Source organism: Mucilaginibacter ximonensis (assembly GCF_042686265.1).
GTDB lineage: Bacteria > Bacteroidota > Bacteroidia > Sphingobacteriales > Sphingobacteriaceae > Mucilaginibacter > Mucilaginibacter ximonensis.
Genome location: NZ_JBHUPD010000001.1, coordinates 1,312,099 through 1,334,934, shown reverse-complemented (window position 1 = coordinate 1,334,934; position 22,836 = coordinate 1,312,099). Strand labels below are relative to the sequence as shown.

The 22,836-nt window shown below is 44.7% G+C and carries 19 protein-coding genes; 16 read left to right on the top strand and 3 right to left on the bottom strand.

Annotated features, from left to right (window positions below; genetic code table 11):
* Positions 1-179: 179 nt before the first annotated feature.
* Positions 180-746, top strand: a complete 567-nt coding sequence (locus ACFS5N_RS05985; protein ID WP_377183251.1) for an RNA polymerase sigma-70 factor — start codon at positions 180-182, stop codon at positions 744-746.
* 280 nt (positions 747-1,026) lie between these two features.
* On the top strand, positions 1,027-1,800 hold the full coding sequence (locus ACFS5N_RS05980) for an ion channel (protein ID WP_377183249.1): 774 nt from the start codon (positions 1,027-1,029) through the stop codon (positions 1,798-1,800).
* Here the strand turns inward: ACFS5N_RS05980 and ACFS5N_RS05975 are convergent.
* Together ACFS5N_RS05975 and ACFS5N_RS05970 are read right to left on the bottom strand one after the other, a co-directional pair.
* Positions 1,797-2,720 (bottom strand): hypothetical protein, encoded by a 924-nt coding sequence (locus tag ACFS5N_RS05975; protein WP_377183247.1) that lies wholly within the window; start codon positions 2,718-2,720, stop codon positions 1,797-1,799. The genes ACFS5N_RS05980 and ACFS5N_RS05975 overlap by 4 nt on opposite strands.
* 18 nt (positions 2,721-2,738) lie before the next feature.
* Positions 2,739-4,028: a DUF6602 domain-containing protein gene (locus ACFS5N_RS05970; RefSeq protein ID WP_377183245.1), complete on the bottom strand. Its 1,290-nt coding sequence runs from the start codon at positions 4,026-4,028 to the stop codon at positions 2,739-2,741.
* Positions 4,029-4,120: 92 nt separating this feature from the next.
* On the opposite strand from ACFS5N_RS05970, the gene ACFS5N_RS05965 reads away from it, so the two are divergent.
* From ACFS5N_RS05965 to ACFS5N_RS05900, 14 genes are all read left to right on the top strand, one after another.
* A complete protein-coding gene (locus tag ACFS5N_RS05965; RefSeq protein ID WP_377183243.1) occupies positions 4,121-5,230 on the top strand; it encodes a FecR family protein in 1,110 nt (369 codons plus the stop codon).
* 194 nt (positions 5,231-5,424) lie between these two features.
* On the top strand, positions 5,425-8,766 hold the full coding sequence (locus tag ACFS5N_RS05960) for a SusC/RagA family TonB-linked outer membrane protein (protein ID WP_377183241.1): 3,342 nt from the start codon (positions 5,425-5,427) through the stop codon (positions 8,764-8,766).
* Positions 8,767-8,797: 31 nt separating this feature from the next.
* The gene (locus tag ACFS5N_RS05955; RefSeq protein ID WP_377183239.1) at positions 8,798-10,231 is read left to right on the top strand and encodes a RagB/SusD family nutrient uptake outer membrane protein; all 1,434 of its coding nucleotides are present in this window, start codon (positions 8,798-8,800) and stop codon (positions 10,229-10,231) included.
* 2 nt (positions 10,232-10,233) lie between these two features.
* Complete coding sequence (locus ACFS5N_RS05950; protein WP_377183237.1) at positions 10,234-11,592, top strand: redoxin domain-containing protein; 1,359 nt, start codon at positions 10,234-10,236, stop codon at positions 11,590-11,592.
* Positions 11,589-14,117 carry a zinc-dependent metalloprotease gene (locus ACFS5N_RS05945; RefSeq protein ID WP_377183235.1) on the top strand — a complete coding sequence of 843 codons (2,529 nt, stop codon included), beginning with the start codon at positions 11,589-11,591 and terminating at the stop codon, positions 14,115-14,117. The genes ACFS5N_RS05950 and ACFS5N_RS05945 overlap by 4 nt, the downstream gene beginning before the upstream one ends.
* A gap of 16 nt (positions 14,118-14,133) precedes the next feature.
* Complete coding sequence (locus ACFS5N_RS05940) at positions 14,134-15,504, top strand: alkaline phosphatase family protein (protein WP_377183233.1); 1,371 nt, start codon at positions 14,134-14,136, stop codon at positions 15,502-15,504.
* Positions 15,505-15,515: 11 nt separating this feature from the next.
* The gene (locus ACFS5N_RS05935) at positions 15,516-16,004 is read left to right on the top strand and encodes a MauE/DoxX family redox-associated membrane protein (RefSeq protein ID WP_377183231.1); all 489 of its coding nucleotides are present in this window, start codon (positions 15,516-15,518) and stop codon (positions 16,002-16,004) included.
* A gap of 79 nt (positions 16,005-16,083) precedes the next feature.
* The gene (locus tag ACFS5N_RS05930) at positions 16,084-16,344 is read left to right on the top strand and encodes a hypothetical protein (RefSeq protein WP_377183229.1); all 261 of its coding nucleotides are present in this window, start codon (positions 16,084-16,086) and stop codon (positions 16,342-16,344) included.
* A 65-nt stretch (positions 16,345-16,409) separates the two neighbouring features.
* Complete coding sequence (locus ACFS5N_RS05925; protein ID WP_377183227.1) at positions 16,410-17,411, top strand: hypothetical protein; 1,002 nt, start codon at positions 16,410-16,412, stop codon at positions 17,409-17,411.
* 268 nt (positions 17,412-17,679) lie between these two features.
* Positions 17,680-18,105: a protein-disulfide reductase DsbD domain-containing protein gene (locus ACFS5N_RS05920; protein ID WP_377183225.1), complete on the top strand. Its 426-nt coding sequence runs from the start codon at positions 17,680-17,682 to the stop codon at positions 18,103-18,105.
* Between the two features lie 14 nt (positions 18,106-18,119).
* Entirely contained in the window at positions 18,120-18,473 is a 354-nt protein-coding gene (locus tag ACFS5N_RS05915) for a hypothetical protein (RefSeq protein WP_377183223.1), read from the top strand.
* A 222-nt stretch (positions 18,474-18,695) separates the two neighbouring features.
* Positions 18,696-19,619: an NAD-dependent epimerase/dehydratase family protein gene (locus ACFS5N_RS05910; protein ID WP_377183221.1), complete on the top strand. Its 924-nt coding sequence runs from the start codon at positions 18,696-18,698 to the stop codon at positions 19,617-19,619.
* Positions 19,613-20,635: a PLP-dependent cysteine synthase family protein gene (locus tag ACFS5N_RS05905; RefSeq protein WP_377183219.1), complete on the top strand. Its 1,023-nt coding sequence runs from the start codon at positions 19,613-19,615 to the stop codon at positions 20,633-20,635. Before ACFS5N_RS05910 ends, ACFS5N_RS05905 begins: the two co-directional genes overlap by 7 nt.
* Positions 20,636-20,975: 340 nt before the next feature.
* Positions 20,976-21,788: an RteC domain-containing protein gene (locus ACFS5N_RS05900; protein ID WP_377183217.1), complete on the top strand. Its 813-nt coding sequence runs from the start codon at positions 20,976-20,978 to the stop codon at positions 21,786-21,788.
* 5 nt (positions 21,789-21,793) lie between these two features.
* Here ACFS5N_RS05900 and ACFS5N_RS05895 read toward each other — a convergent pair whose 3' ends face one another.
* On the bottom strand, positions 21,794-22,756 hold the full coding sequence (locus tag ACFS5N_RS05895) for a hypothetical protein (protein ID WP_377183215.1): 963 nt from the start codon (positions 22,754-22,756) through the stop codon (positions 21,794-21,796).
* Between the last annotated feature and the right edge of the window lie 80 nt (positions 22,757-22,836).

Below are 22,836 nucleotides of genomic sequence, written 5' to 3'. Positions count from 1 at the left end.
CGTCGAATAGGTGTTTATATTTTCGACAGTCATCTGCTAATTCAAGAACTACAAATTTACAAAATAATTGATAAAAGCAAATTAATATAAGTTTGTTACAGCTTGTTAACACCTAATTTACAATCGTTTATTTTCTTTATTGCGATTATTTCAGTAAATTCGGACGACATTAACTGTGTATGGCTGCTTTGCAAACGCTTTCCGACCAAGAATTACTATCCTTGATTGCAGGGGACGGGCAGGCGGCGTTTGAGGAATTGTACCTGCGGTATGATGCGTTGTTATATAGTTATGCTTATCGTAAATTGAAGAATAAACAGGAGGCGCAGGATGTCGTGCAGGAGGTGTTTATTAAACTCTGGCACCAGCGTCATGATTTTGAATTAAAGACCACTTTACAGGGTTACCTATATAAGTCGGTGCTGAACCGGGTGCTGGATGTGTTTAAGCACCGGGATGTGAAGCTGGCTTACGCGAATCAATATGTTGAGGTCGATAGCGTGGAAACGGACTTTTTGGTTCGCGAGAAAGATCTGGAGGCGTTAATTGAAAGAGAGATTCAAGCCATGCCGCCGAAGATGCGCGAGATCTATATTTTAAAACGCAAACAATGCTTATCGACCAAAGAGATCGCCGAAGAACTGGGCCTGTCTGAGCATACTGTCAACACGCAAATGAAGCGTGCACTGCAACATTTGCGTGTAAAACTCGGTATACTGGTCTATCTCCTTTATATTCTGCATTAATTTCAAAGAACAGCGCACAACGGAAACCTCGCGCTGTACGCCGACAAAATTCAGCAGTTGCACAACAAAATCTTCTACTTTACCCGTTTATAAACGTTTCTATGCGTTTAAGGGAATAGTTTTAACTTTGGTTAAAACCTACTTGTCGATGCAGTCTTTTTTAACTTTAATACAATCCCTGTCATTTTGGGAATTGTTCTTTTCCGTTGCGTTTATCTTGATCCTAATCTCGTTACCTTTTGTGAAGGCACGGCACTTCTATATTAAACTATTGATAGGCGTGCCCAAGAAAAAATACGTGCCAAATGGTTTCTACGAGCAACAATGCGCGAATCTTTCCACGATCTGGCATAACAAAAAATATAAGGACTTTGGGATCGAACGATTGATCCGGCTTACCATTCAGTTACTTTCTTTTGCGACGCCGGCAGGGCTTATACGCTGGGTGACCGGAAAATCGAAAAATCTATTAGTAAGAAAGATCAGTATTGAGGTCTATGCGATCGGCAAAGTTGTTTTTGCCTGGCAAGCGATTAGCCATGGCTGGACCTCCAACGGCTGGGTAACCGTGTTTATCGTTATCATGACCGCGGATACTTTACATTTCTTATTGGGTCGTATTATTCTAAACGATATCTGGCGGCAACCGATCAGCTTTCAAAGAAGTTTGATCATGACGTTTGTTAACTATGCTGAGATATGCCTGTGTTTTGCCGCCATCTATTACTACTGGGATCATGCTTATTCGATAAATGGCTACCACGTGTTTTCGGTAAACGATAAATTGGCCAAATTTCAAGATCATCTGCCGCCGGTTACTTATATCTATTTTAGTTTTGTGACCGCGGCGACTATCGGTTATGGTGATATTTCACCGTTTGATCCTTTTGTTCAGTCAGTAGTGAATGCGCAGATCATTATCAGCTTGTTTATGGTCGTTGTCATCATTGCCAGCCTGGCGAGTAAATTGCAGGATGACACGTTCTATAACAAGGAAGAAAAGAAAAAAGAAAAAGAAGAAGCGGAGAAAGCAAAGGCAAAAGCTCAAGGTTAAACCTGAGGCGGAAATAAGGCCGCATGTATTTCTTCCGGTACGGCTATGTGTATGGGGTCGGTTGGCAACCAGTTTAGTTGATGCGGATCGCGCAAGGGATCAATACATTCCATATGGTTGTTGATATACATGTGCGGCGCGTTTTTATGCAGCCGTTGGGTAATGGTACTTTCCAATGTTAAATGCTGTTCTACGGTTGATGGTGGCAATACGAGGTTCCAGCCTTTATATTCTGTTTGAACACTGGGATAGCTGACGCCATTGATGTCCGGATGTCGTAATACCGCGTTGGTATAAGCTGCCGATATTTTATAATCGTGGTGCGTTCGTTTAGGCCGGGCGAATTGCCCGCTGATAAATACCAGGAACTTGCGCAAAAACGCTTCATCGCCTAAGCCGTGGGCTGCTAGTAAAGCTACTTGATTATGGAAAGCTCTTTCGGTATCCGGGCTGGCGGCAATGGCACCCGGCGAGAAAACCATTTCTACTACCTGTAACTCTTGCGTCGTCCGCCAGCGGCTGACGGTGTACAGTTCGCCTTCCAGATTAATACCGGCGGGGTCTTGATAGAGAGTCGAGGTTTCCGCGAGCGCGGTAATGCGTTGCTCCGGTATTTCCGTTGTTTCTATGGCGCCATAAAACATCGGCTGGTGCGGGCAGTTGCCGCGGCCAAATTCGGTTAGCCTTTCGCGGATGACCTGTTCGTTTTTGATGTAGGTCAGTTCATCCACGCTGGTAAACAGGTTTTCGCCAATGTTTGGTCGCACGCGATCGATAAGGGCGCCCCGGAATAATCTAGCCACCGGAATAGGAATGCGGCGTATTCCATGCTGTAATAAGTACATAATTTCGTCGTAGGCCACAGTTTCTAAATGTGTCGCACGTTCTTCCAGTGTTTGCAGGGCTTCTTGTGGGGTCATTAAATTTCTCGATTGATCCTAAGGTACAAATTTGAGCGACCAGCGTGTCATGCGCCCTGTTTTATTGTCAGCGGCGTAGTAATTCCCGTCAGGCATGATCATAGTCTGACACTTATCGGTCAATAACCGTAAATGCTTTTGTCCGGAAATATAAACTAAGCCCGTAGCTAATAAGGATCGGATCAGTTCGTCAATGTTTACTTCGCTGTCGCTAGGGAAACCCAACACCTGACGGATCTTATTTAGCTTCAATACGGTATGCGCACATAGATAATTGATGATATGGAACTGGTTAAAGTTCAATAAGACCGGCGACCAATCCATGTGCGTATTATCCGCATTTCCAAGCGTAGCCTGGCGCAAATGCGTGTAGTGATAATTCCAGCCGCGTTGTCCGGCTACCCAAACGGTATTTGCAGTCAAATAACGCGTGACACCTGCCAATTGAAGGTCTTCTCCGAATATGTCCGAAGACAGGCCGTAACGGTAAGTTAACCGTGTCCAAACGATTTCCAGCAGGGCCAGATAGGGATTGCCGCGTGCGGACGTATAAAAATCCCAGTCGGCCCCATCCAATGGCGCAACGAAAGGCAGTCCGTTATTTTTGATCAATATAAATTCATCATTGACGATCAGGTTGGGAAAGTTCAGCGGCCCAAAGCCGGGTATTAATTCTTGAGGGGTGCTTCGTTGTTTGGCCAGGAAATTATAAAAAGAATCCCGCAGTCCTTTCTCAGTTTGAAAGCCATTAAACGCGAATAAAATACGGGCAGGTAAGATAGCTTCCCATTTGAGTATCTCATAAAGCCCCTCAGCGGTACTGTTTTCAAACGTCTTGCGGATTTTGCCGTTTACGGCCGTACTTTGCCGACATATCGAACGATAGGCGTCGTTGAACATGTCAGCTTGGTATTGCTGGACGCCCTCCGGCGCGATTTCGTAAACACTGTATAAGTTCATATAACCGTCCTCCAGTTGCTGAAGGTTCAGCGTTTTTTTTATTTGAATAACGGCGATGACTTGCTCAAATTTCACATCAAAGCGGTCCGTCAGCGGGATAGGTTCACCTTCGCCTTCGATGATCATCAAATCAAGTTCTTTGCTGCGCTTGCCGTCCTTGTCTTTGATGAAGGAGCGGCTGATCACATTAATATTGTAACCTGTGAAGATCGCTTTTTCCAAAAGGTTGCCCGCTATGCGTTCATACATTTCGCCTATGGTCACGCGATGAGTGATGCCTTGAGCTTCGGCTACTTTTTCTTGTTCTTGCTGAAGTTGATATAAAAAGTCAGCGACGGTGTTGATCATTTGGATAAGGTTTTCATCAAAATTAAAATATTTTAAACTTTATTTTTACCCCTTGTACCTAATCCCTTTTTCACAATCGTCTTTGTTCTGAAATGGAGAAAAAAGACATTACCGGATTATTGGATAAAGTCAAGGCTGGCACGGCTACGCCGGCTGAAGAAACCGCGGTGAAACGCTGGTTGCATGAGTTGAACCAGCAGGGTGCCTCGGGCTTATCTGATGAGGATTTAAAGCAGGGTAGGGTGGCGATGTGGCAGGCGATCAAGGCTGCGCAGGGTACGAAAACCCGGCCAATGTGGTATCGCATCGCGGCAGCGGCATCCATAGTAGTATTCCTGTCGGCAGGCGGCTATTTCTTACTGCGGAAGGAAAAAGCGCCGCAACAAGTAGCAGCACTCCAAAAGGTCGATGTCCTACCCGGTAATCAATCTGCGGTACTCCAATTATCCAATGGTCAACAAATCGCTCTAAACAGCGCCAAAACAGGCGCTATTGCCACGCAGGGCAATACCAATATCATTAAGACCGCGGATAATAAAGTGATGTATGAAGCCGGCGCGCCAAGCACCGAATTAGTGTACAATACGGTTACCACCAAACGCGGGAATTTCTATCCATTAACCCTTTCCGACGGTACCGTCGCTATTCTCGATGCGGGTTCATCGATCAAATATCCCGTGAATTTCATCGGCAATGAAAGGCGCGTGGAGATCACGGGCCAGGTTTATTTTGAGGTAAAACACAATGCTAAAATGCCTTTTAGGGTAAGCGTAAAAGGACAGACGATCGAGGATATTGGTACAGCGTTCAATGTGAATGCCTATGAGGATGAGCCGAATATCAAGACGACGCTGATTGAAGGCAGCGTGAAAATTAACCAGGCGACTTTAACACCGGGACAACAAGCTATCATAACGAACAACCAGATCAAAGTCAAAGCAGTCAATACTGATCAGGCGATTGCCTGGAAGAACGGGCTGTTCAATTTCGAGGGGATGAAACTCGAAGAGGCGATGCGCCAAATTTCGCGCTGGTATGACGTGGAGGTGGAATACCCCGATGGGACACCGAAGACGGTGTTCCATGGGGAGATGCACCGCAATGTCAATGCCTCACAGGTATTGGAAGTACTGAAATTTTTTAAAGTTAATTTTCAAATCGTACAAGGATCTGACGGGAAGAAGATCCTGGTGAAACCATAAAGAACCTAATATTGATTAACCCTTAACCCCCATGACCATGAAAAAATATTTACGCATTTAGCAGTATGAGCAGGGTACCGGCATAAAAAAGCCGCAGCGTGGTTCGAAGCATGCTACGGCAAATGTCCGGGTTAACCCTTTCCCAAGGAAAAAGATAGTTGACACTAGTATTAACCCAAAACTTTACAAAAGTAATGAATTTTACTGCTATTGGCGTATACGCGAGATCGCGTGCGCCGCAAATTTATAAGGTTATGAAATTAACGACATTTTTGTTGGTCATAGCCCTTGTCCAGGCCAGTGCGGCCGGTTTTGCTCAGAAGATCAGTTTGAATGAGCGGGACGCACCCTTAGAAAAGGTCCTTGGTGCTATTAAGCAACAATCCGGTTATGTTTTTTTGTTTACGGATCCGGCTTTGAAAGAGGAGCGGATCACGGTGCGGGTCGCCGGGGCTTCGATTGAGGAGGCTTTGAAAGCGGCTTTTGATCAGACGGCTATTGATTATAAGGTCGTGGGCAACAATATTTTATTGAAAAAAGCAGAAAAGAGTGAACCGAGTTTTATCGACCAGGCCCGGGCTTTTTTTGCGCAGGTAACCGTAACCGGAAAAGTAACCGATGAAACCGGACAGGCGTTGCCCGGTGTCACAGTTAAGTTAAAAGATTCTAACAATGGTGTAGTTACTGATAAAGACGGCGTCTTTGTTATCACTGTGGCTTACAACAATTCCATTCTGGTATTTAGCTCTATTGGGTTTGAAACCCGGGAAATTTCGGCAGGTGATTTTTTGACCAAAGCAACCATTACCCTTAAAGCTACGACTACCAATCTTCAAGAGGTTGTGGTGAGTAAAGGTTATTATTCGGTAAAGCAGGAATTGAACACAGGTAACGTTAGTCGGGTGACCGCAGCGGATATCCAAAAGCAACCGGTAAGCGATCCGATCCTTGCCCTGGAAGGAAGAGTTCCGGGCGTATACATCTCCCAAACCTCAGGTATCCCGGGAGCGGGCTACACCGTTATGATACGCGGGCGAAATAGTATCGCACAAGGCAATAATCCTCTTTACATTGTTGATGGTGTGCCATTTCTCGCGACTAGTTTAACCAACACCAATATTGGTGGTGGGGCTGTTGGTTTTGGTGCTTCTCAGGGAACCGGCATGAGCCCATTTAACAGCTTAAACTCCTCGGATATAGAAAGCATAGAGGTGTTGAAAGATGCGGATGCGACGGCAATTTACGGTTCCAGGGGAGCTAATGGCGTCATTCTAATCACCACCAAAAAAGGAAGAGCAGGAATCACCAAATTTGATGTAAATGTTTACAGTGGTGCAGGACAAATTACCCGACAGTTACCGTTCCTGAATACGCAGCAATATTTGGCAGTGCGGCATAAGGCTTTTGCAAACGACGGCGTTGCCATTAAACCTACAGATTATGACATTAACGGTGTATGGGACACAACCCGCTATACCAACTGGCAGAAGGAACTGATCGGCGGGACAGCGAAATTCACCAATGCACAGGCATCACTGTCCGGGGGAAGTGTGAACACCCAATTCCTGATCTCGGGTGGTTATAGCCGGCAGACCACAGTTTACCCGGGAGATTTTGAAGACCGGAAGGCTTCACTTCACATCAACCTGAACCATGCTTCCGCAGATCAGCGGTTCCACGCGGTCTTCTCGGCTCAATATTTAAATGACTACAGTGTATTGCCTTCATCTGATCTGGCAGGAAGTATCAATTTAGCGCCTGATGCTCCGCCAATTTATGACGCGAACGGTAACCTTAATTGGCAAAATAACACGTGGTCGAATCCCTTGGCGCCGATGCTGCAGACCAGCAAAGCGGTAACCGATAATCTGGGGGGCAATTTAAATTTAAGTTACCAGGTTTTACCCGGGCTACAAATCAAGAGTAGCTTTGGCTATACCCACCTGCAGTTAAACCAGGATAATGTCCAGCCTTTAACTTCGGTGGCCCCGCCAAATAATACCAACCCTCTCTTAAGAAACCACCAGTTTGCCAAATCCGATTTTAACACCTGGATCATCGAGCCACAGCTCAATTACTCCCGCAAAATTAGCAAAGGGACACTCGATTTACTAGTAGGGTCAACTTTTCAAGGCAATAAACAAAGTTCACTGGGACTATATGCCTATAATTTTGCTTCAGATGATGCATTAAGCAACATCGCTGCAGCTTCCAACATAATTATTCGAGGTAATAGTATCACTCAGTATAATTATAATGCCCTTTATGGCCGTGTAAGTTATAATTGGGAGGAGAAATACGTGGTCAATGCGACTGCAAGAAGAGACGGCAGCAGCCGTTTTGGGCCGAACAACCAGTTCGGAAATTTTGCTTCTGCAGGAGCGGCCTGGATTTTTTCAAAAGAGCAGTTCATAAGCAAAAACCTGCCCTTCTTGAGCTTTGGTAAGCTGCGTGCAAGTTATGGTTCCAGCGGAAACGACCAGATCACGGATTATCAATATTTAAGTACTTATGCTACTTATAACGGTACAGGCGGAACCTATCAGTCAGCCTCTACGCTGTATCCCACCTCGATCGCGAATTCTTATTTTGGATGGGAAAGTGTGAAAAAATTGGAAGGCGGCATCGAACTTGGATTTCTAAAAGACCGCGTATTCATCAGTGCAAGCTATTACCGCAACCGGACGGGTAATCAATTAGTCGGTCAGCCATTGCCGTCCACTGCCGGCTTCACCCGTATTGTCAGCAACCTGCCGGCGGTGGTACAAAACACGGGGGTTGAATTGCTGGTCAACGGAGCTATCATCCAAAACAAATCATTTAAATGGAGCAGCTCTGTCAATCTTACAATACCACGTAATAAATTGGTCTCATTCCCCGGTTTGTCTTCAAATCTTAGCTACAGTTCTTTGTATATGGTTGGCCAGCCTTTATTCATTATACCATCGTACAAATATACCGGCATCGATTCGCAAACCGGCTTGTATACGTTCCAGGACGTAAACAAAGATGGAGCCATCAATAACAGCGATAAGCAGTTCTTACCAAGCGCTGTTGTTACGCAAAAATATTACGGTGGATTTGAAAATACTTTTTCCTACCACGGTATTGACCTGTCTTTCCTCGTGCAATTCGTGAAACAAACCGGACGACGGTCTAGTCAGTTTTTGATTCCAGGCAATTTTAATGCAAATCCGCTTTCATATGCTTTGGACGCATGGCAAAAGCCGGGAGACATTGCAGAATATCAAAAATATACTCAGGGATCGACGCCAGCGCTGATTGCCAGAGCTAATTTGTTATCAAGCGATTATATGATTACAGATGCGTCTTTTATCCGTTTAAAAAATATTTCACTTGCCTATAGCATGCCACAGAATTGGCTAAAAAAAGCTCACTTGCAAAATTTACGGGTGTACTTGCAATGTCAGAACCTATTTACGATTACCAGATACCAGGGTTTTGACCCGGAAACGCAGGGCTTGAGTCTGCCGCCATTGAAAATGATCACTGCAGGCATCCAACTAACCTTATAATTTTTTAACAATCAACTTCAAATCGAATTGTATGACTTTCAATTATAAATATAACCGATGCCTGCCATTGTTCGTGGTAGCGCTTGCTGTTTTTGCGAGTTGCAGGAAACAGGTAGAATTGGGCCCACCTGTTACTTTAGTGACCGCTTCCAACGTTTTCCGTAACGATAATTTCGCAATCGGGGCACAATTAAGTTTGTATTCACAAATGCAAGCACAAAATTATCCGTACTATTTACACAGAAACACCGGCTTGTCGTCAGATGAACTCACTACCTATTCTACTAATCAAAATGATAAGAATTTGTATCTAAATTCTTTGATTGCAACTACGGATGCTCAAGACGCGAGTATCAACACCTGGTCACCAACCTACAATTATATTTACCAAGCCAATTCCATCATTGAGGGATTGCAAACTTACAGCGGTGTAAGCGAGAAGGTTAAAAATCAGTTAAGCGGCGAGTCCTATTTTTTAAGGGGCCTTTATTACTTTAACCTGGTCAATTTATATGGCGATGTTCCTTTAATTACTTCCACCGATTACAAGGTGAACAGTGTGATGCCCAGAACGGCAAAAGATGCGGTCTATCGTCAAATCGTTAACGACATTAAGAAAGCCGCGAGCTTACTCAGCAGTACTTATGTTGATGCCGCGAATGGCCCCACTACAGAAAGAGTACGTCCAACCACCTGGGCCGCCGCTGCTTTACTGGCAAGGACCTATTTGTATATGGGTAAGCCCGATAGCGCGGAAATACAGGCCAATATCGTTATAGGCAATACCTCGCAATTTTCCCTGCTTACTGATCTGAACAAAGTGTTTTTAAAAAACAGTTCAGAGGCTATCTGGCAACTGGCATTACCTGGTGCCAGTTTTTATACAAACGATGGTTATATTTTTATTTTAACAGCTAGCCCTGTAAATGCTTCTTTGAATAACCTCGCACTTAATGCACAATTACTTAGTGTTTTTGAAGCCAATGACCAGCGCAAAGCAAACTGGGTCAAAGCTTTCACTTCCGGAACCAGTACCTGGTATTATGCTTTTAAATATAAAGACAATAATAAGGCCACTTCAGTGAACGAATACACGATGATGCTCAGGCTGGCGGAGCAATATCTGATCCGGTCAGAGGCGCGCCTCCAACAAGGAAATACAGCTGGTTGCCTGGCCGATCTAAACGTGATCCGGCGTCGGGCCGGTCTTGCCGATTATTCCGGACAGACGGATCAGGCTTCCTTACTTAATGCCATCGCACATGAGCGCCAGGTAGAGTTATTCACCGAAGGTGATCGTTGGTTCAATTTAAAAAGAACTGGAACAATCGATGCCGTGATGGGTGGGCCCGCCGGCGCTTGCAAGGCCAAGGGAGGAACCTGGGACAGCCATAGCCAACTATATCCCATCCCCGTAAGCGATATACAAGTTAACAACAACATTATTCAAAATAAAGGCTATTAACCATGCAACGTGTTTTATTATTTTCATTCGCTTTTATAAACTTCTGCAGTAATATATTTGGACAGTCTGTTCCTGTGCGTGATCTCCCAGGGGAGCCGATTATTGGCAAACCCTGCCCTGAATTTCATTTCAACCAGGTGGATTTTTACTCCAAAAAAGCCGTCTCACTTAGTGACTTCAAAGGTAAATGGCTGATCCTGGATTTCTGGAGTAAAGATTGTTCGAGTTGTATAGCAAGTTTTCCGTCGATAAACAGGGAACAGCAACAATTAAAAGATAGCGTTCAGTTCTTAATGGTTACCTACGACGATGTAAAGCATGTCAATCGGACCATGTATGCGAGTTTTAAAAAAAAACTTAACCTGCAAATGCCATGCGCATTTGACGACGCGGATTCAACATTGTTTAGAGAATTTAATGTAGGACTGTTGCCGCATAATATTGTTGTGGATCCCAAGGGTATTGTTCGGGTAATAACATCTAAACTGCTAGGGGAAAAATTAAAGGCATTTATGGCCGGAAAGCCAGTTTCTTTTCCAACACCCAGTTATCTGAATGATAAAAATATAACTGGTGAAGAAAAATTTCAATATAACCGTAATTTGCCCTATCTCGTGAATGGTAACGGCGGCATAGATGGCACATTTTCATTCAGGTCGATGTTAACGATGGCTTCTGCTAAGACGCCTTCCAGCGAAATTGTTGACTACAAGAAGGGGCGGCTTGAAATGCTAGGATATCCGCTGACCTATTTATATGCTCAAGCTTACTTTGGTAAGTACCTGAGGGGCTTAAACGATTCGCTATTGAATGACACTTGGTTGACGCCCGTGTTGAAACTCAAAGACACCAGCATTTTCCAATATGATTTTGCAGGAAATAAAAATTTATTCTGTTATAGTTTGGTCGTACCGAATTCACACGCTTCAAAAGAGTCTATATTAAATCGGATGCAAGCTGACCTCCGTAGTTATTTTGGTTATGAAGCAACGATAGAAAAGCGAAAAATGCCTTATTGGAGACTAATTGCTACGGCTAAGGCAAAAAGCGAACTCAAAACGAAAGGCGGTCCGAGTAAGCTTTCCGATAATGGTAAGCCGTGGCAACAAATCTCTATGCGCAACCAACCGATGTCATATTTAGTGAAAATTGTGGGCATGTATTCAGGGGTTGTCGAGAGAGATGGCATACCTGTCATTGATGAAACAGGAATTGCTGGAAATATCGATATGGACATTGATTGGGCTACAGATTTTGCTGCGGTGAAAGAGGAGCTTAACCGTCATGGATTGGATCTTGTGTCAGGTGAAAAGGAAATGAAAACGTTGGTGTTAAGAGACGCAATTAACTTGGAGCCATGAGATTAATACATATGTTGGGTAAGGGAACTAAGGACTGTCTTTCGTTCCTCTTATTATTAACGTTTTTTGTTGTACACGGGCAACCATCTATATCTACTTCGACGGCCGATAATGTTTTTATTGATATTCTTAGTAAGAAAGAAGGTGGCCAAAAGGGATTGTTTACTATTCACAAGAATAATGACAAATGGTATTTTGAAATACCTGATTCTATCTTGGGCAGGCCAATATTGTTAAATACCCGGTTTGTTAAAACACCTTCCGGAGGAGGGTATGGAAACTCCCTGGCAAGTAGCCGCATAATTTACTGGGAGAAAGGAGCCGGCAGGATGTTGTACCTGAAAATCATGACAATTTCAAATGTTACAAAAGATAGCACACAGGCGATTGCACGCGCCGTTGCCAGTTCTAATGTAACACCCATTGCAGCTGCCTTCGAGGTTAAAGCCCGGGATAACCTGTCTAATACGTCCGGAAACAGCCTTGTTGAGGTGACCGATTTATTCAAGGGAGATAATCCGATAACGGGCTTGGACAATGCTGCTAAACGAAGGTTAAATATAGCCGGATTTGCGTCAGACCGTAGTTATATTGAAACTATTTCAACCTATCATTTCAATACCGAGGTGCGAACCATAAAAACATTTACCATAGCCTCAGGATCTCCGGGAACTGCAACAATGTCGGGTGCGGAAGCCGCTGGCGCTGTGACGTTTGAACTAGAGAACTCTTTTTTGTTGCTTCCTAAGGTTCCAATGCGTAAGCGGCTTTTCGATCCGCGGGTAGGTTACTATTCGGCAAGCAGCACCATTTATGCTGACAGCCAGCAACGCGTAGAAAAATCAAAATTTATCTACCGTTGGCGTCTGGAACCCCGCGATGAGGATTTCGGAAAATGGAAACGCGGCGAACTGGTCGAACCTAAAAAGCCGATCGTTTATTACGTCGACCCCGCAACACCAAAACAATGGAGGCCATATATCATCGCGGGCATTAATGCCTGGCAAAGGGCATTTGAAAAAATCGGTTTTAGAAACGCTATTATTGGTAAAGAATGGCCTGCGTCCGATACCACCATGAGCCTGGAGGACGCAAGGTATTCGATCATTAGTTATCTTGCAGGTGATGAAGGAGCAGGCGCTTACCTCGAAGGACCCTTTATAGCGGATCCGCGCACCGGAGAAATATTGCAGAGCCGTATTCTTTTCTCCCACGGCTTTATGAAATGGCTCCACGACAAATGTATGATACAGGCGTCGATGTCTGATCCGCGGGCAAGATTAATGCGATTTGATGAAAATTTGATGGGTGAGCTTATTACATGGGTTATTTCTCATGAAGTTGGTCATGGCTTGGGCTTGCGGCATAACTTTCTTAGTAGCAGCCAGACGCCTGTAGAAATGCTTCGCAACCGAGCTTGGCTGGAAACGCATGGCCATACCGCTTCCATCATGGATTATTCACGTTTTAATTATGTTGCACAGCCGGAGGATCATATTTCAGCTAACGGGTTATTTGGTAAGATAGGCGATTATGATAACTGGGCCATCCGTTGGGGTTATTTCCCAATCTTAAATAGCTTGAATGAATCCGAAGATCAGCATATCCTAAACCGTTGGGTAACAGATAGCCTGAAGACGAATGCCAGACTCCGCTATGGCCCCGACTTTGTTGACGGAAACCCCAACCTTGATCCACGTGCTCAAAGCGAAGACCTGGGAGATGATGCTATTTCAGCAAGCGAATATGGTATAAGAAATTTAAAAAGGATACTGAAGAGCCTCCCGGAATGGACCCAGGAAGAAGCGGGTCAATATAACTACCTGACGGAAATGTACATGCAATTGTTGGATCAGTTCGGGTTGTATATGGATCACGTTTTTAGAACTGTCGGTGGGATAAAAACGACCTTTGAAACCGCAACCCCCGGTGGAGGTACGTATCAAATAGTGCCTAAAAAAAAGCAACAAAGGGCCGTCGCATTCTTAAACGCACAGTTGTTCACGACTCCATCATGGCTATTAAATAAGAGTATATTAAATAAAATTGGCTATCCGGGCGGGTTTGCAGCTGTTACCGAAATTCAATCCAACAAACTCAAACTGCTTTTGGACCCGGGTTATTTATATCGAATAGAAGCATGTGAAATCCGTTACGGGAAAAAGGCCTATACGGTAGTTGAACTGTTGTCCGATTTGAAAGAAGGTATTTGGAGCGAACTGGTAACCGGACAAGCTATTGATCCTTACCGGCGGAATATCCAAAAAAAATATATTGATGCGCTGAGCCTTTTAATTAAAGAACGTCCATCGGGAGGCATTAGCGCCAGCTCGCCGACACTTATAAATCAATTTAACATCTGGGACACCGATGTGCCTTCTATTGTTCGAAATGAATTGAAGATGCTCCAGGGTGAAATTTCACGCGCAACGGTCAAGCAGAAGGATCAATTAAGTAGATATCACCTTAGGGACGTTTTAGTGCGTATCAAAAACGTATTGGGTCCTATTCAATCCATTAAATAATAAAGTAAATGCTTATATGAGGAAATTTTTTTCAATTATGGTCTTGATTTGCTCGGCAGCTTCTTTTTCAGGCACAGCTTATGCACAATCAAGGCACGTCATCCTGATTTCGATCGACGGTTTCCGTCCGGCGATGTACCTGGATAAAAACTGGCCCACGCCCAACCTGCAAATACTGATGAAGCAGGGCACCTACGTTGACCATAACCTGTCGGTATTCCCGGCCTATACCCACCCGGCACATGCAGCGATGATCACCGGCTCCATGCCCGCCAGGAGCAAGATCACCTATAATCAGCCAGTGAATGACCGCAGTGGCAACTGGAACTGGTATTATAAGCAGATCAAGGTACCGACTATTTTTGAAGCCTTAAAAAAAGCCGGTATGACCACCGCAGCAGTCATGTGGCCGAATACGGTAGATGGAGATATCAACTGGAATGTATCAGAAATATGGGACAAGGACCATCCATCGGATAGGGCAACCGTGGTGCGCCAGCATGCGAGGCCAATAGGTATTTATGAAGAACTGGAACAAAACGCTACGGGTAAACTGGATAGCACCAGCCAGAATGACGAACTGTTTACTCTGGATGAGAATACTGGCCGGATGGCCGCTTATATCTTTAAGAAATACAAACCCAACTTAATGGCGCTGCATTTCGCCTGCGTAGATGGCGCAGAACATGAATATGGCCTGAATGCTGATAGCGTAAGGCTCGCGGTAGCCGCCAATGACCGGGCCATCGGCGGTATCCTGCAGGCCATTCAGCAAAGTGGATTAAAAGACAGTACCACCATCCTGATCACCGGTGACCATGGCTTCAGCGATTACCACCAAGTGATGCGGCCGAACCGGCTGATCAAAAACGTACCCGCAACTTTCATCGCAGCAGGCGGCTCCTGCTTTTTGTACCGGTATAGTAATACCAAAAGTACTGATGAAGCAAGTATCATTAAAGCGGTAACCGACAGCCTGAATTATCTGCCCAAGGATATCCGTTCCCTATTTCGAATTGTCGACCGCAAGGAACTGGATAAAATGGGTGCCGACAGTTCAGCCTTACTGGCGCTGACAGCAGTACCCGGCACGGTATTCAGCGGTTCCACAGGAGCCGCTCAAACGGTCAACCATGGACCAGGTACCCTGATCCAACAACTCCAATACGAGGGACTCATCGTGCCATCAACAGGCGGTCATCATGGATATGACCCGAATATCCCGGAAATGTGGACGGGCTTTATCGCCGCCGGAGCAGGCATTAAGAAAGGGGGCCATATCCCGGAAATGCGGGTGGTGGATATCTCGCCGCTGATCGCGAAACTATTAAACATTGATTTTAAAACGCCCGACAGCCGTTTTCCTCAAGACATAATTATCAAATAATACAAACCTATATGCCGAAGAACCACACTATCGAATTATTAACGAATGGTCAAAAGACAAAGTTTCCAAAGCATTTTGACTTTCGAAATACAACTCTTGACGTCATAGCATTTTTATTTATTTTTCTTTTCGTTTATGCTGCAATCAGTAAACTAATTGATTTTCAGCAGTTCGAGGTGCAATTGGATAAATCTCCGGTATTAACAGGCCTGTCACGACCAGTAAAATGGTTGGTCCCAGGGGTGGAATTACTGATTTCTATGTTGCTGGTGTTTTCCAAAAGGCGGCTTCTAGGTTTCTATGCCGCATTTTCAATGATGGTAATGTTTACGGCTTATATCATTATCATACTGAATTTCAGCAGCTATATACCCTGCTCCTGTGGCGGTATACTCGAAAGTATGAACTGGCATCAGCATTTATGGTTCAATCTATGCTTTGTCGGCTTAGGTGTGTTGTCAATATTGATCTATCCATCGAATAAGAAATTATTGCAATAATGAGGTGTATGCTGAAAAACCTGCAAAGAGTAAGCAAAAATATTTTTTTGATAAAATTATGAAAATCAAAAAGTTAGTAATGAGTAGTGCTATTGCGCTTGCCGTGGTATGTTCATTTGCGTTCAAATCGGCCAAACAAAGTAATGTTAATGCGTCGTATCATCCTGTTTATCTACCATGGACATGTGCAAATGGATTCCAAGTTGGCGATAATTGTGCCATAGATCACACCGGCGCACAGTGTACAATAATTGACTGGAATTCCAATACTTATGTTCCGGCTTATCTGGATAATGGCCCACAGGATGTATGTGTGAGGCCCTTATATGACTGGTTTTAAAATGAAGCATCCGGTTTAATTACCGGATGCTTAACAAAAAAAAAATGAGACGAAGACTAATAACATTGGCATTTTCCTTTACATTAAGCGTTCTGGTGGTAGTTGCATTAGCAATGATTTCCAAATGGCGAACCGAGCAACCTAATGCATTTTTTAGAAAGTACCGTCCCCTTCAATTAGTGGGCACCGGTTTTATAAGATTAAATTCTGGAAATTGGACATTTGCAGGAGGAGATTCTATTACAGCCATTTTAAATGACCGTAAGGTTCCTAATAAATTACTTTTTGCTAAAATAACCGATAAAGACACTATTTCCAAAACAATAACCGGTTGTGACACTGTAAGATTATACAGGGGTTTTTTTGTCCATATAAATCCATCGGGTGTTTTCCTTTTTGACGGGCAGAAACCGTCAATTATAACAGGCGATAAATCAAATCTTAGGTTAAACAATATTCATCGGAGCCCATATTTCACTGCTGCGCTTCCGCTTTCATCCGGTTCTTTTATTTTACGGGAAGTAAAGGGAGACAGACAAAATTACTTAGTGAAATTATTGAATGACCAGGTGGTATCTAACTACAGATTAAGCGAGTCAAAAGCAAGTTATTTTTCCTCCGATGGAGAATTATCAGCCGATCCTACGGGCAGATTATTTTATACCTTTTTCTATCGTAACCAGTTCCTATCCCTTGATTCTAACTTACATATCCTATACAAGGGCAAGACGATCGATACAGTAGGTCATCCGACCATTAAGGATGCGACTATTACATCGAAAAATGAAATAACCCTTGCAACTCCTCCGGTTTTTGTAAATAAAAATAGTGCCACAAATGGCAAGTATTTATTTATCAACTCAGGATTAAAAGCAGACAACGATGCTGACGAAGCTTTTAATACAAATGCTGTGATCGACGTTTATCTGGCAAAGAATGGGCATTACTTTGATAGTTTTTATTTGCCCTTGTTTAAGAATAGCAAGCTAAGGGAGTTTAGAGTATTTGGCAACAGGCTTTTGGTTTTATATCCTGACTGTCTGTATTTCTACAAACTTAATTTTTGAACATAGTTCTAATAAAATATCAATGATGGAAATGGAACGAACGTGGTCAAGTATGAGGGTTGGTTTGTGCGGTCATTTGGCGGCCACGATGGTCATGATTTAAATATCGTAGGAATGCGGTAGTCGACCTTTCACCGCCGCTGATTACAAACCATTAGGTATCGAATTTAAAACATTTGACGGGTATTTGGTCGAAGATATATTAACCACAAATTGAAGTAAGAAAATGAAAAGAATAATAAGACTAATCATCGGATGCCTGTTCGTCATGACTAGCTATAGTGCCCGAGCACAGATTCAGAATGACCCCAGCCACTGGGCCTATGGTATAAAGAAACTGACAGGCAATCGTTATGAAGTGCATCTGCAATGTACACTGGATGAAGAATGGCATATTTATGCACAAAAGCAGGGGCCCGGTTTCATCGGTACAGCGACAAAGATCATTTTTAACAAGCAGCCTGGTTTAACACTGATCGGCAGGCCGCTGGAAAAAGGCAAGAAGGACACCTATGTGGTCAAAGAAGTCGATATCAAAAACTATGAGTACAGTGGTAGGGTCGATTTTGTACAACTCGTCTCCATAAAGCCGGGCACCAAAGAAATAAAAGGCAAGGTCATCTACCAGACCTGTACGCATGAGCACTGCTTACCGCAAACCAGTTTAGATTTTACGATACCGATCACGAACTAGTCATACATTTTAAGATGAAAAATAAGGGCTTTTTAAGCAAAGCCGGGCCACGCCTTTGCTTGTTGTTTTTATTGCCGATTGCTTCTTGCTCGGTATGGCGGAAGGAGGGATCTGTAGCTACCGCCGTGAACTACCGGGTTACGGTAGTCGCCCAACCGGGCGAAAATGCGGCTGTGCAGTTGGCTGATCTGGCCGCGAATGGCATTGTGTTCTTGAGTACAGAACCCTCGGTCACGACGGGATTGAACAATGGGCCGGAACTACAGATAGTTCATGTACGCCTGATCAGTGAGAGCCAGCGCGATAAGTTGCCGGCTGCGTTGAACACTGCTGGCTTGATGGTGAGGACGATCGAAAGGGAAGAATGATGCAGGAGCGGAAACTGGATGCGATCGACCCGCGGATACTGAAGCGGGTCAGCAGGATAGTGAACGTTGAACATACGGCCAGCAGCTTTGTCCTTGCGGAAAGTAAAAGTCACGCGCCGCTGCACTTGCAGACGTTATGAGCAAGCTAGCTGTCCAAAGCGAGCAAAAAGAATGAAGTAGAAATAAGAAATACAACGAAACGATGATCTCCAAAATTTAAGCATGGCAATCCAACAAAAGATACTGGTCACCGGCGCCTGCGGGCAGCTGGGTACTGAGCTGGTCGAAGCTTTGCGTAGAAAATATGGCTGGAAAAATGTGATCAGCGCGGATGTGCACCCGGCAACGGATACCTCGGGACTATATGTGCGGCTGGATGTGCTGAACAAAAAAAAGCTGGCTTACCTGGTACAGCACCGCGGAATCAAGCAGATCTTCCACCTTGCAGCCGTGCTGTCGGCCACGGGTGAACAAAACCCGCAGAAAGCCTGGGAGATCAATATGCAGGGCTTGCTGAACGTGCTGGAAGTGTCTAAGGATAGTAAAGTGCAGAAAATATTCTGGCCGAGCAGTATCGCCGTATTTGATGCCAAGGGGGAGGTGAATCCATCGACGGTGTACGGGATTTCCAAAGCAGCAGGGGAACAATGGTGCCGGTATTATTTTGAGCGGCACGGGCTGGATGTACGGAGTTTGCGTTACCCCGGGCTGATCAGTCACAAGACCAAGCCTGGTGGCGGCACGACTGATTATTCGGTGGAAATATTTCAGGAGGCGGTCAGGTCGGGCAAATATGCCTGCTTTTTGAAAGAGCATACGACGCTGCCGATGATGTATATGCCGGACGCGGTACGGGCAACTTTGGAGTTAATGGATGCACCGAAGGAAAATATTACGGTCAGGACGTCTTACAGCCTGGCGGCTATGAGTTTTTCGCCGCGCGACCTGGCTGCGCATATCCGGTCGCATCTGCCCGGTTTCGAGCTGGAATGTTACCCGGATTTCCGTCAGGAAATCGCGGAAAGCTGGCCCATGATCGTCAGCGATTATCGTGCGCGCCGTGACTGGGGCTGGCAGGAAGCCTATGATATTTCCCGAATGACAGAAGATATGTTGGCGCATTTAATGCAGAAAGAGCTATGCTGAAGGAAAACAAACAAAAGCTGGCTAACCTTTGGCAAATGGTCGGCAACAGCAAGCTGATCGAAGTGCGTTACAGCTACCGTGGCGGACCGTTGCAACGCATTCTGGTTAAGTGCGAACAAGGCCATTTGACTGGCAGTATTAAGGACCGGATGGCCCTGTATATTTTAGAAAAAGCTTATGAATTGGGCCAGATAGAGCCGGGTGACCTGATCGTGGAAGCCACGAGCGGCAATACCGGCATTGCTTTAGCAGCTATTGGTACCAAACTGGGACATCCGGTGCGCATCATTATGCCGGACTGGATGAGCCGAGAACGGATCGATATCCTGAAGGCCTATGGTGCGGAAGTGCAATTGGTCAGTAAAGCGGAAGGCGGATTCTTGGGCAGTATCAAGCGGGCCGAGGCAATGAGTTTTCATGACCGCGTTTTCCTGCCCCGGCAGTTCCAGAACAAATACAATGTCGAGGCACATGCAAGGACGACGGGCCGGGAACTGGACCGGCAGTTATTGTTACTCAAATTAAAGCCGGATGCCTTTATAGCCGGTGTGGGTACGGGCGGTACGATCATGGGCGTTGGCGGCTTTTTGAAAAGCATTTACCCCGACATTAAAATACATCCGCTGGAGCCTGCCGAAAGCCCGACCCTGACCACCGGGCATAAATTAGGTTCCCACCGGATACAAGGGATCAGCGATGAGTTTATTCCCGCCATTGTCGATCTGAAAAAATTAGACCGGGTGATCCAGGTCAATGACGGCGATGCCATTTTGATGGCGCAGCGTTTAGGCAAGGAACTGGGTTTAGGGGTGGGCATTTCGTCCGGCGCCAATTTGCTGGGCGCGATCAAGGTGCAACTGGAGATGAGAACCAAATCGGTCGTCGTCACGGTTTTTCCGGACAGCAACCAAAAGTATTTGAGCACCGCGTTGTTTCAACAAGAACCACAACAAACCGGTTATTTAAGTTCAGCAATTAAACTAGATGGCTACACTATTCACGATAAAATTATATAGAAACTAAATTGATTAGTGCGCGTTTTGGCTGCCCTGTCTATGGCGGGGCGCCATTACTAAAAATTCTTCGCTTCGTTCTTTATCGTTTTTTCATTTTTAGCAAAAAATGGATCAGTAATAAATTAGTTAATAATAAGAGAAGATGCCCGCCGTAAGCGCGGCGGGCTATTTTTAAAAGACATTCTACCTCCCGTTACAGGAAAAATCTGGTAAATTTTATAAGGGCACGGGAGCACTTACAGCTGCTGATACGCGGGTTGTTGGTGCTGTGCCCGGTTTACCAGAGCCGATCCTGTGCGGTGCTTTCAGCCCGTGTATGAGTGAAATACTTATAACACCTATGAAACCATTTACCGAAAGATTCTACATCGCCCTGGAAAACCAGTTAGCCGGGTCTGCCGACCTGCGTACTTCCGTACTGATCTGCAAAAAGGCCATGACCAAGCTCAAAAATTATGTGGCAAGCTACAGCTTCGATTCTGTGGAAGAAGAGATTAACTTTTTCAAAGAGGTCAAGCCCAAGTTCTACAGCAAGTATATTTACTACATCAGCCTGTATAATTATACGCTGCAAAAGCCGACGGGCAGTAATGATATCCAGCATGCTTATATCCAGATGCACCTCAATGAAATTAAAACCTTCTTTGACCATAACCGCGCCTTTTACGCCTACTACCGCGCGGGTATGACCCAGCTCGACCAAATCTATTATACCCGGGGCGCCTTTGATGTCCATGCTGAACTCGAAGACTTTGAAGAAGACGAACAATATTCTACCTCCCACGATTACAAACTCAGCAAGATCATCGCCAACGAAAAATTCCAGGACTATTTAAATCTGGAAACCGCCCGTCTCAACAGTGGCGCCCACGACTGGCAGGACCTCATCCCCTTCAAACTCATGCACTGGACCGCCGCCAAAATAGACGCCATTGAACTCATCTACGCCCTCAAAGCCAGCGGCGCCATCAACAACGGCAACATCGACATCGCCGAACTCGTCACCCTGTTCGAAACCATCTTCCAGCTCGATCTCAAAGAATCCTACCACAAATTCACCGACATCACCAACCGCAAAAAAGAAATCCCCGTCTTCCTCAACAAACTCACCAACGCCCTCCTCCGCTGGATCACCGACAAAATGGGTTTATAGCTGACTTATGCTGTAGGGGGAGCGTTAACGCTTTGCGTTTCTTTTTCGAGTTGCTCTTTCTTTCGCAATTCGAGCTCGCGGTCTTTGCGCTTCCGCTTATCATTATTATTGCGGATATCGCTTAAAGAACAAATACCGGTTGGTGTATGTACGCCAGTATTATGCAAGGTGAAATAAGTCGCGATCTCGGGATTATCCTTGGCAAATTCTTCAAACGTGATTTTATCGGCCTCAAAGGGTCCGGCTTGGCCCGTTATGTTCTGGGCAAAGACGGTATGACAGGATAATGCGTTTTTATCAATATGGCCATGTTTCATAATGCCAGCCATAAAGGCCGGCTTAGCAGTTCGGCTGCCGGTAATCAGGTGTAGCGAGACATATTTGTGCTCTTTTATATCCGAGTTGATTTCAAAATTAAAGTTAAGCTGGCGGCCTGACGGGTCAAATTCGCCTTGTCCAATGTAATCTACATGTTTATCAAGTTTCACGATCAACTCGGCTGATTTGATGGTATTCAGTTTCAAAAATCTGATACCTACAAGATCACGTTGATCATATCTGTCTGGCAGATGCACCATGATCTTCCAATCAGTAGCTTCAGGGCCGCCGATAAAGTAGTTATCCTTACCTGCTTTCTCGTTGATTAGCGATCTAGCACTAACTGCAACATCAAAAATGAATTCTTTTTGAGCAGGATCAAATGAAACCTGAAATATGTTCATGATTTTTTCAAGATACCCTCGCAGCTTAGCATGATCCGACCCAAACTCCATGTTTTTTATGGCCGAAATCAAACTTGCGGGGTGCTTGATTTTTGTAGCAATATCTTTCTGTAAATAGGATCCCCGAAGGAACAAAATGAGGTCGGCACCGAATTGCTTAAGCGCCGGATTAAGAAGGTCAGCCGGTAAACGAGAGTCCATGAGGTCTGAATTTTTTTGAATTCGCTCGAATTCAAAAAAATTCAAGCAAACATTTGTGAATCAGGTTATTATGTTGTAAACATAATAAAACATTTACTAAATTTACAATAACAAAATAATAAAAT

What these genes read in the sequence shown, in the direction of transcription:
- ACFS5N_RS05965 (WP_377183243.1), top strand. Translation starts at nt 4,121, where the DNA reads ATGGAGAAAAAAGACATTACCGGATTATTGGATAAAGTCAAGGCTGGC.
- ACFS5N_RS05905 (WP_377183219.1), top strand. Translation starts at nt 19,613, where the DNA reads ATGCTGAAGGAAAACAAACAAAAGCTGGCTAACCTTTGGCAAATGGTC.
- ACFS5N_RS05900 (WP_377183217.1), top strand. Translation starts at nt 20,976, where the DNA reads ATGAAACCATTTACCGAAAGATTCTACATCGCCCTGGAAAACCAGTTA.
- ACFS5N_RS05910 (WP_377183221.1), top strand. Translation starts at nt 18,696, where the DNA reads ATGGCAATCCAACAAAAGATACTGGTCACCGGCGCCTGCGGGCAGCTG.
- ACFS5N_RS05950 (WP_377183237.1), top strand. Translation starts at nt 10,234, where the DNA reads ATGCAACGTGTTTTATTATTTTCATTCGCTTTTATAAACTTCTGCAGT.
- ACFS5N_RS05920 (WP_377183225.1), top strand. Translation starts at nt 17,680, where the DNA reads ATGACTAGCTATAGTGCCCGAGCACAGATTCAGAATGACCCCAGCCAC.
- ACFS5N_RS05930 (WP_377183229.1), top strand. Translation starts at nt 16,084, where the DNA reads ATGAGTAGTGCTATTGCGCTTGCCGTGGTATGTTCATTTGCGTTCAAA.
- ACFS5N_RS05970 (WP_377183245.1), bottom strand. Translation starts at nt 4,028, where the DNA reads ATGATCAACACCGTCGCTGACTTTTTATATCAACTTCAGCAAGAACAA.
- ACFS5N_RS05960 (WP_377183241.1), top strand. Translation starts at nt 5,425, where the DNA reads ATGAATTTTACTGCTATTGGCGTATACGCGAGATCGCGTGCGCCGCAA.
- ACFS5N_RS05945 (WP_377183235.1), top strand. Translation starts at nt 11,589, where the DNA reads ATGAGATTAATACATATGTTGGGTAAGGGAACTAAGGACTGTCTTTCG.
- ACFS5N_RS05985 (WP_377183251.1), top strand. Translation starts at nt 180, where the DNA reads ATGGCTGCTTTGCAAACGCTTTCCGACCAAGAATTACTATCCTTGATT.
- ACFS5N_RS05940 (WP_377183233.1), top strand. Translation starts at nt 14,134, where the DNA reads ATGAGGAAATTTTTTTCAATTATGGTCTTGATTTGCTCGGCAGCTTCT.
- ACFS5N_RS05915 (WP_377183223.1), top strand. Translation starts at nt 18,120, where the DNA reads ATGAAAAATAAGGGCTTTTTAAGCAAAGCCGGGCCACGCCTTTGCTTG.
- ACFS5N_RS05975 (WP_377183247.1), bottom strand. Translation starts at nt 2,720, where the DNA reads ATGACCCCACAAGAAGCCCTGCAAACACTGGAAGAACGTGCGACACAT.
- ACFS5N_RS05955 (WP_377183239.1), top strand. Translation starts at nt 8,798, where the DNA reads ATGACTTTCAATTATAAATATAACCGATGCCTGCCATTGTTCGTGGTA.
- ACFS5N_RS05935 (WP_377183231.1), top strand. Translation starts at nt 15,516, where the DNA reads ATGCCGAAGAACCACACTATCGAATTATTAACGAATGGTCAAAAGACA.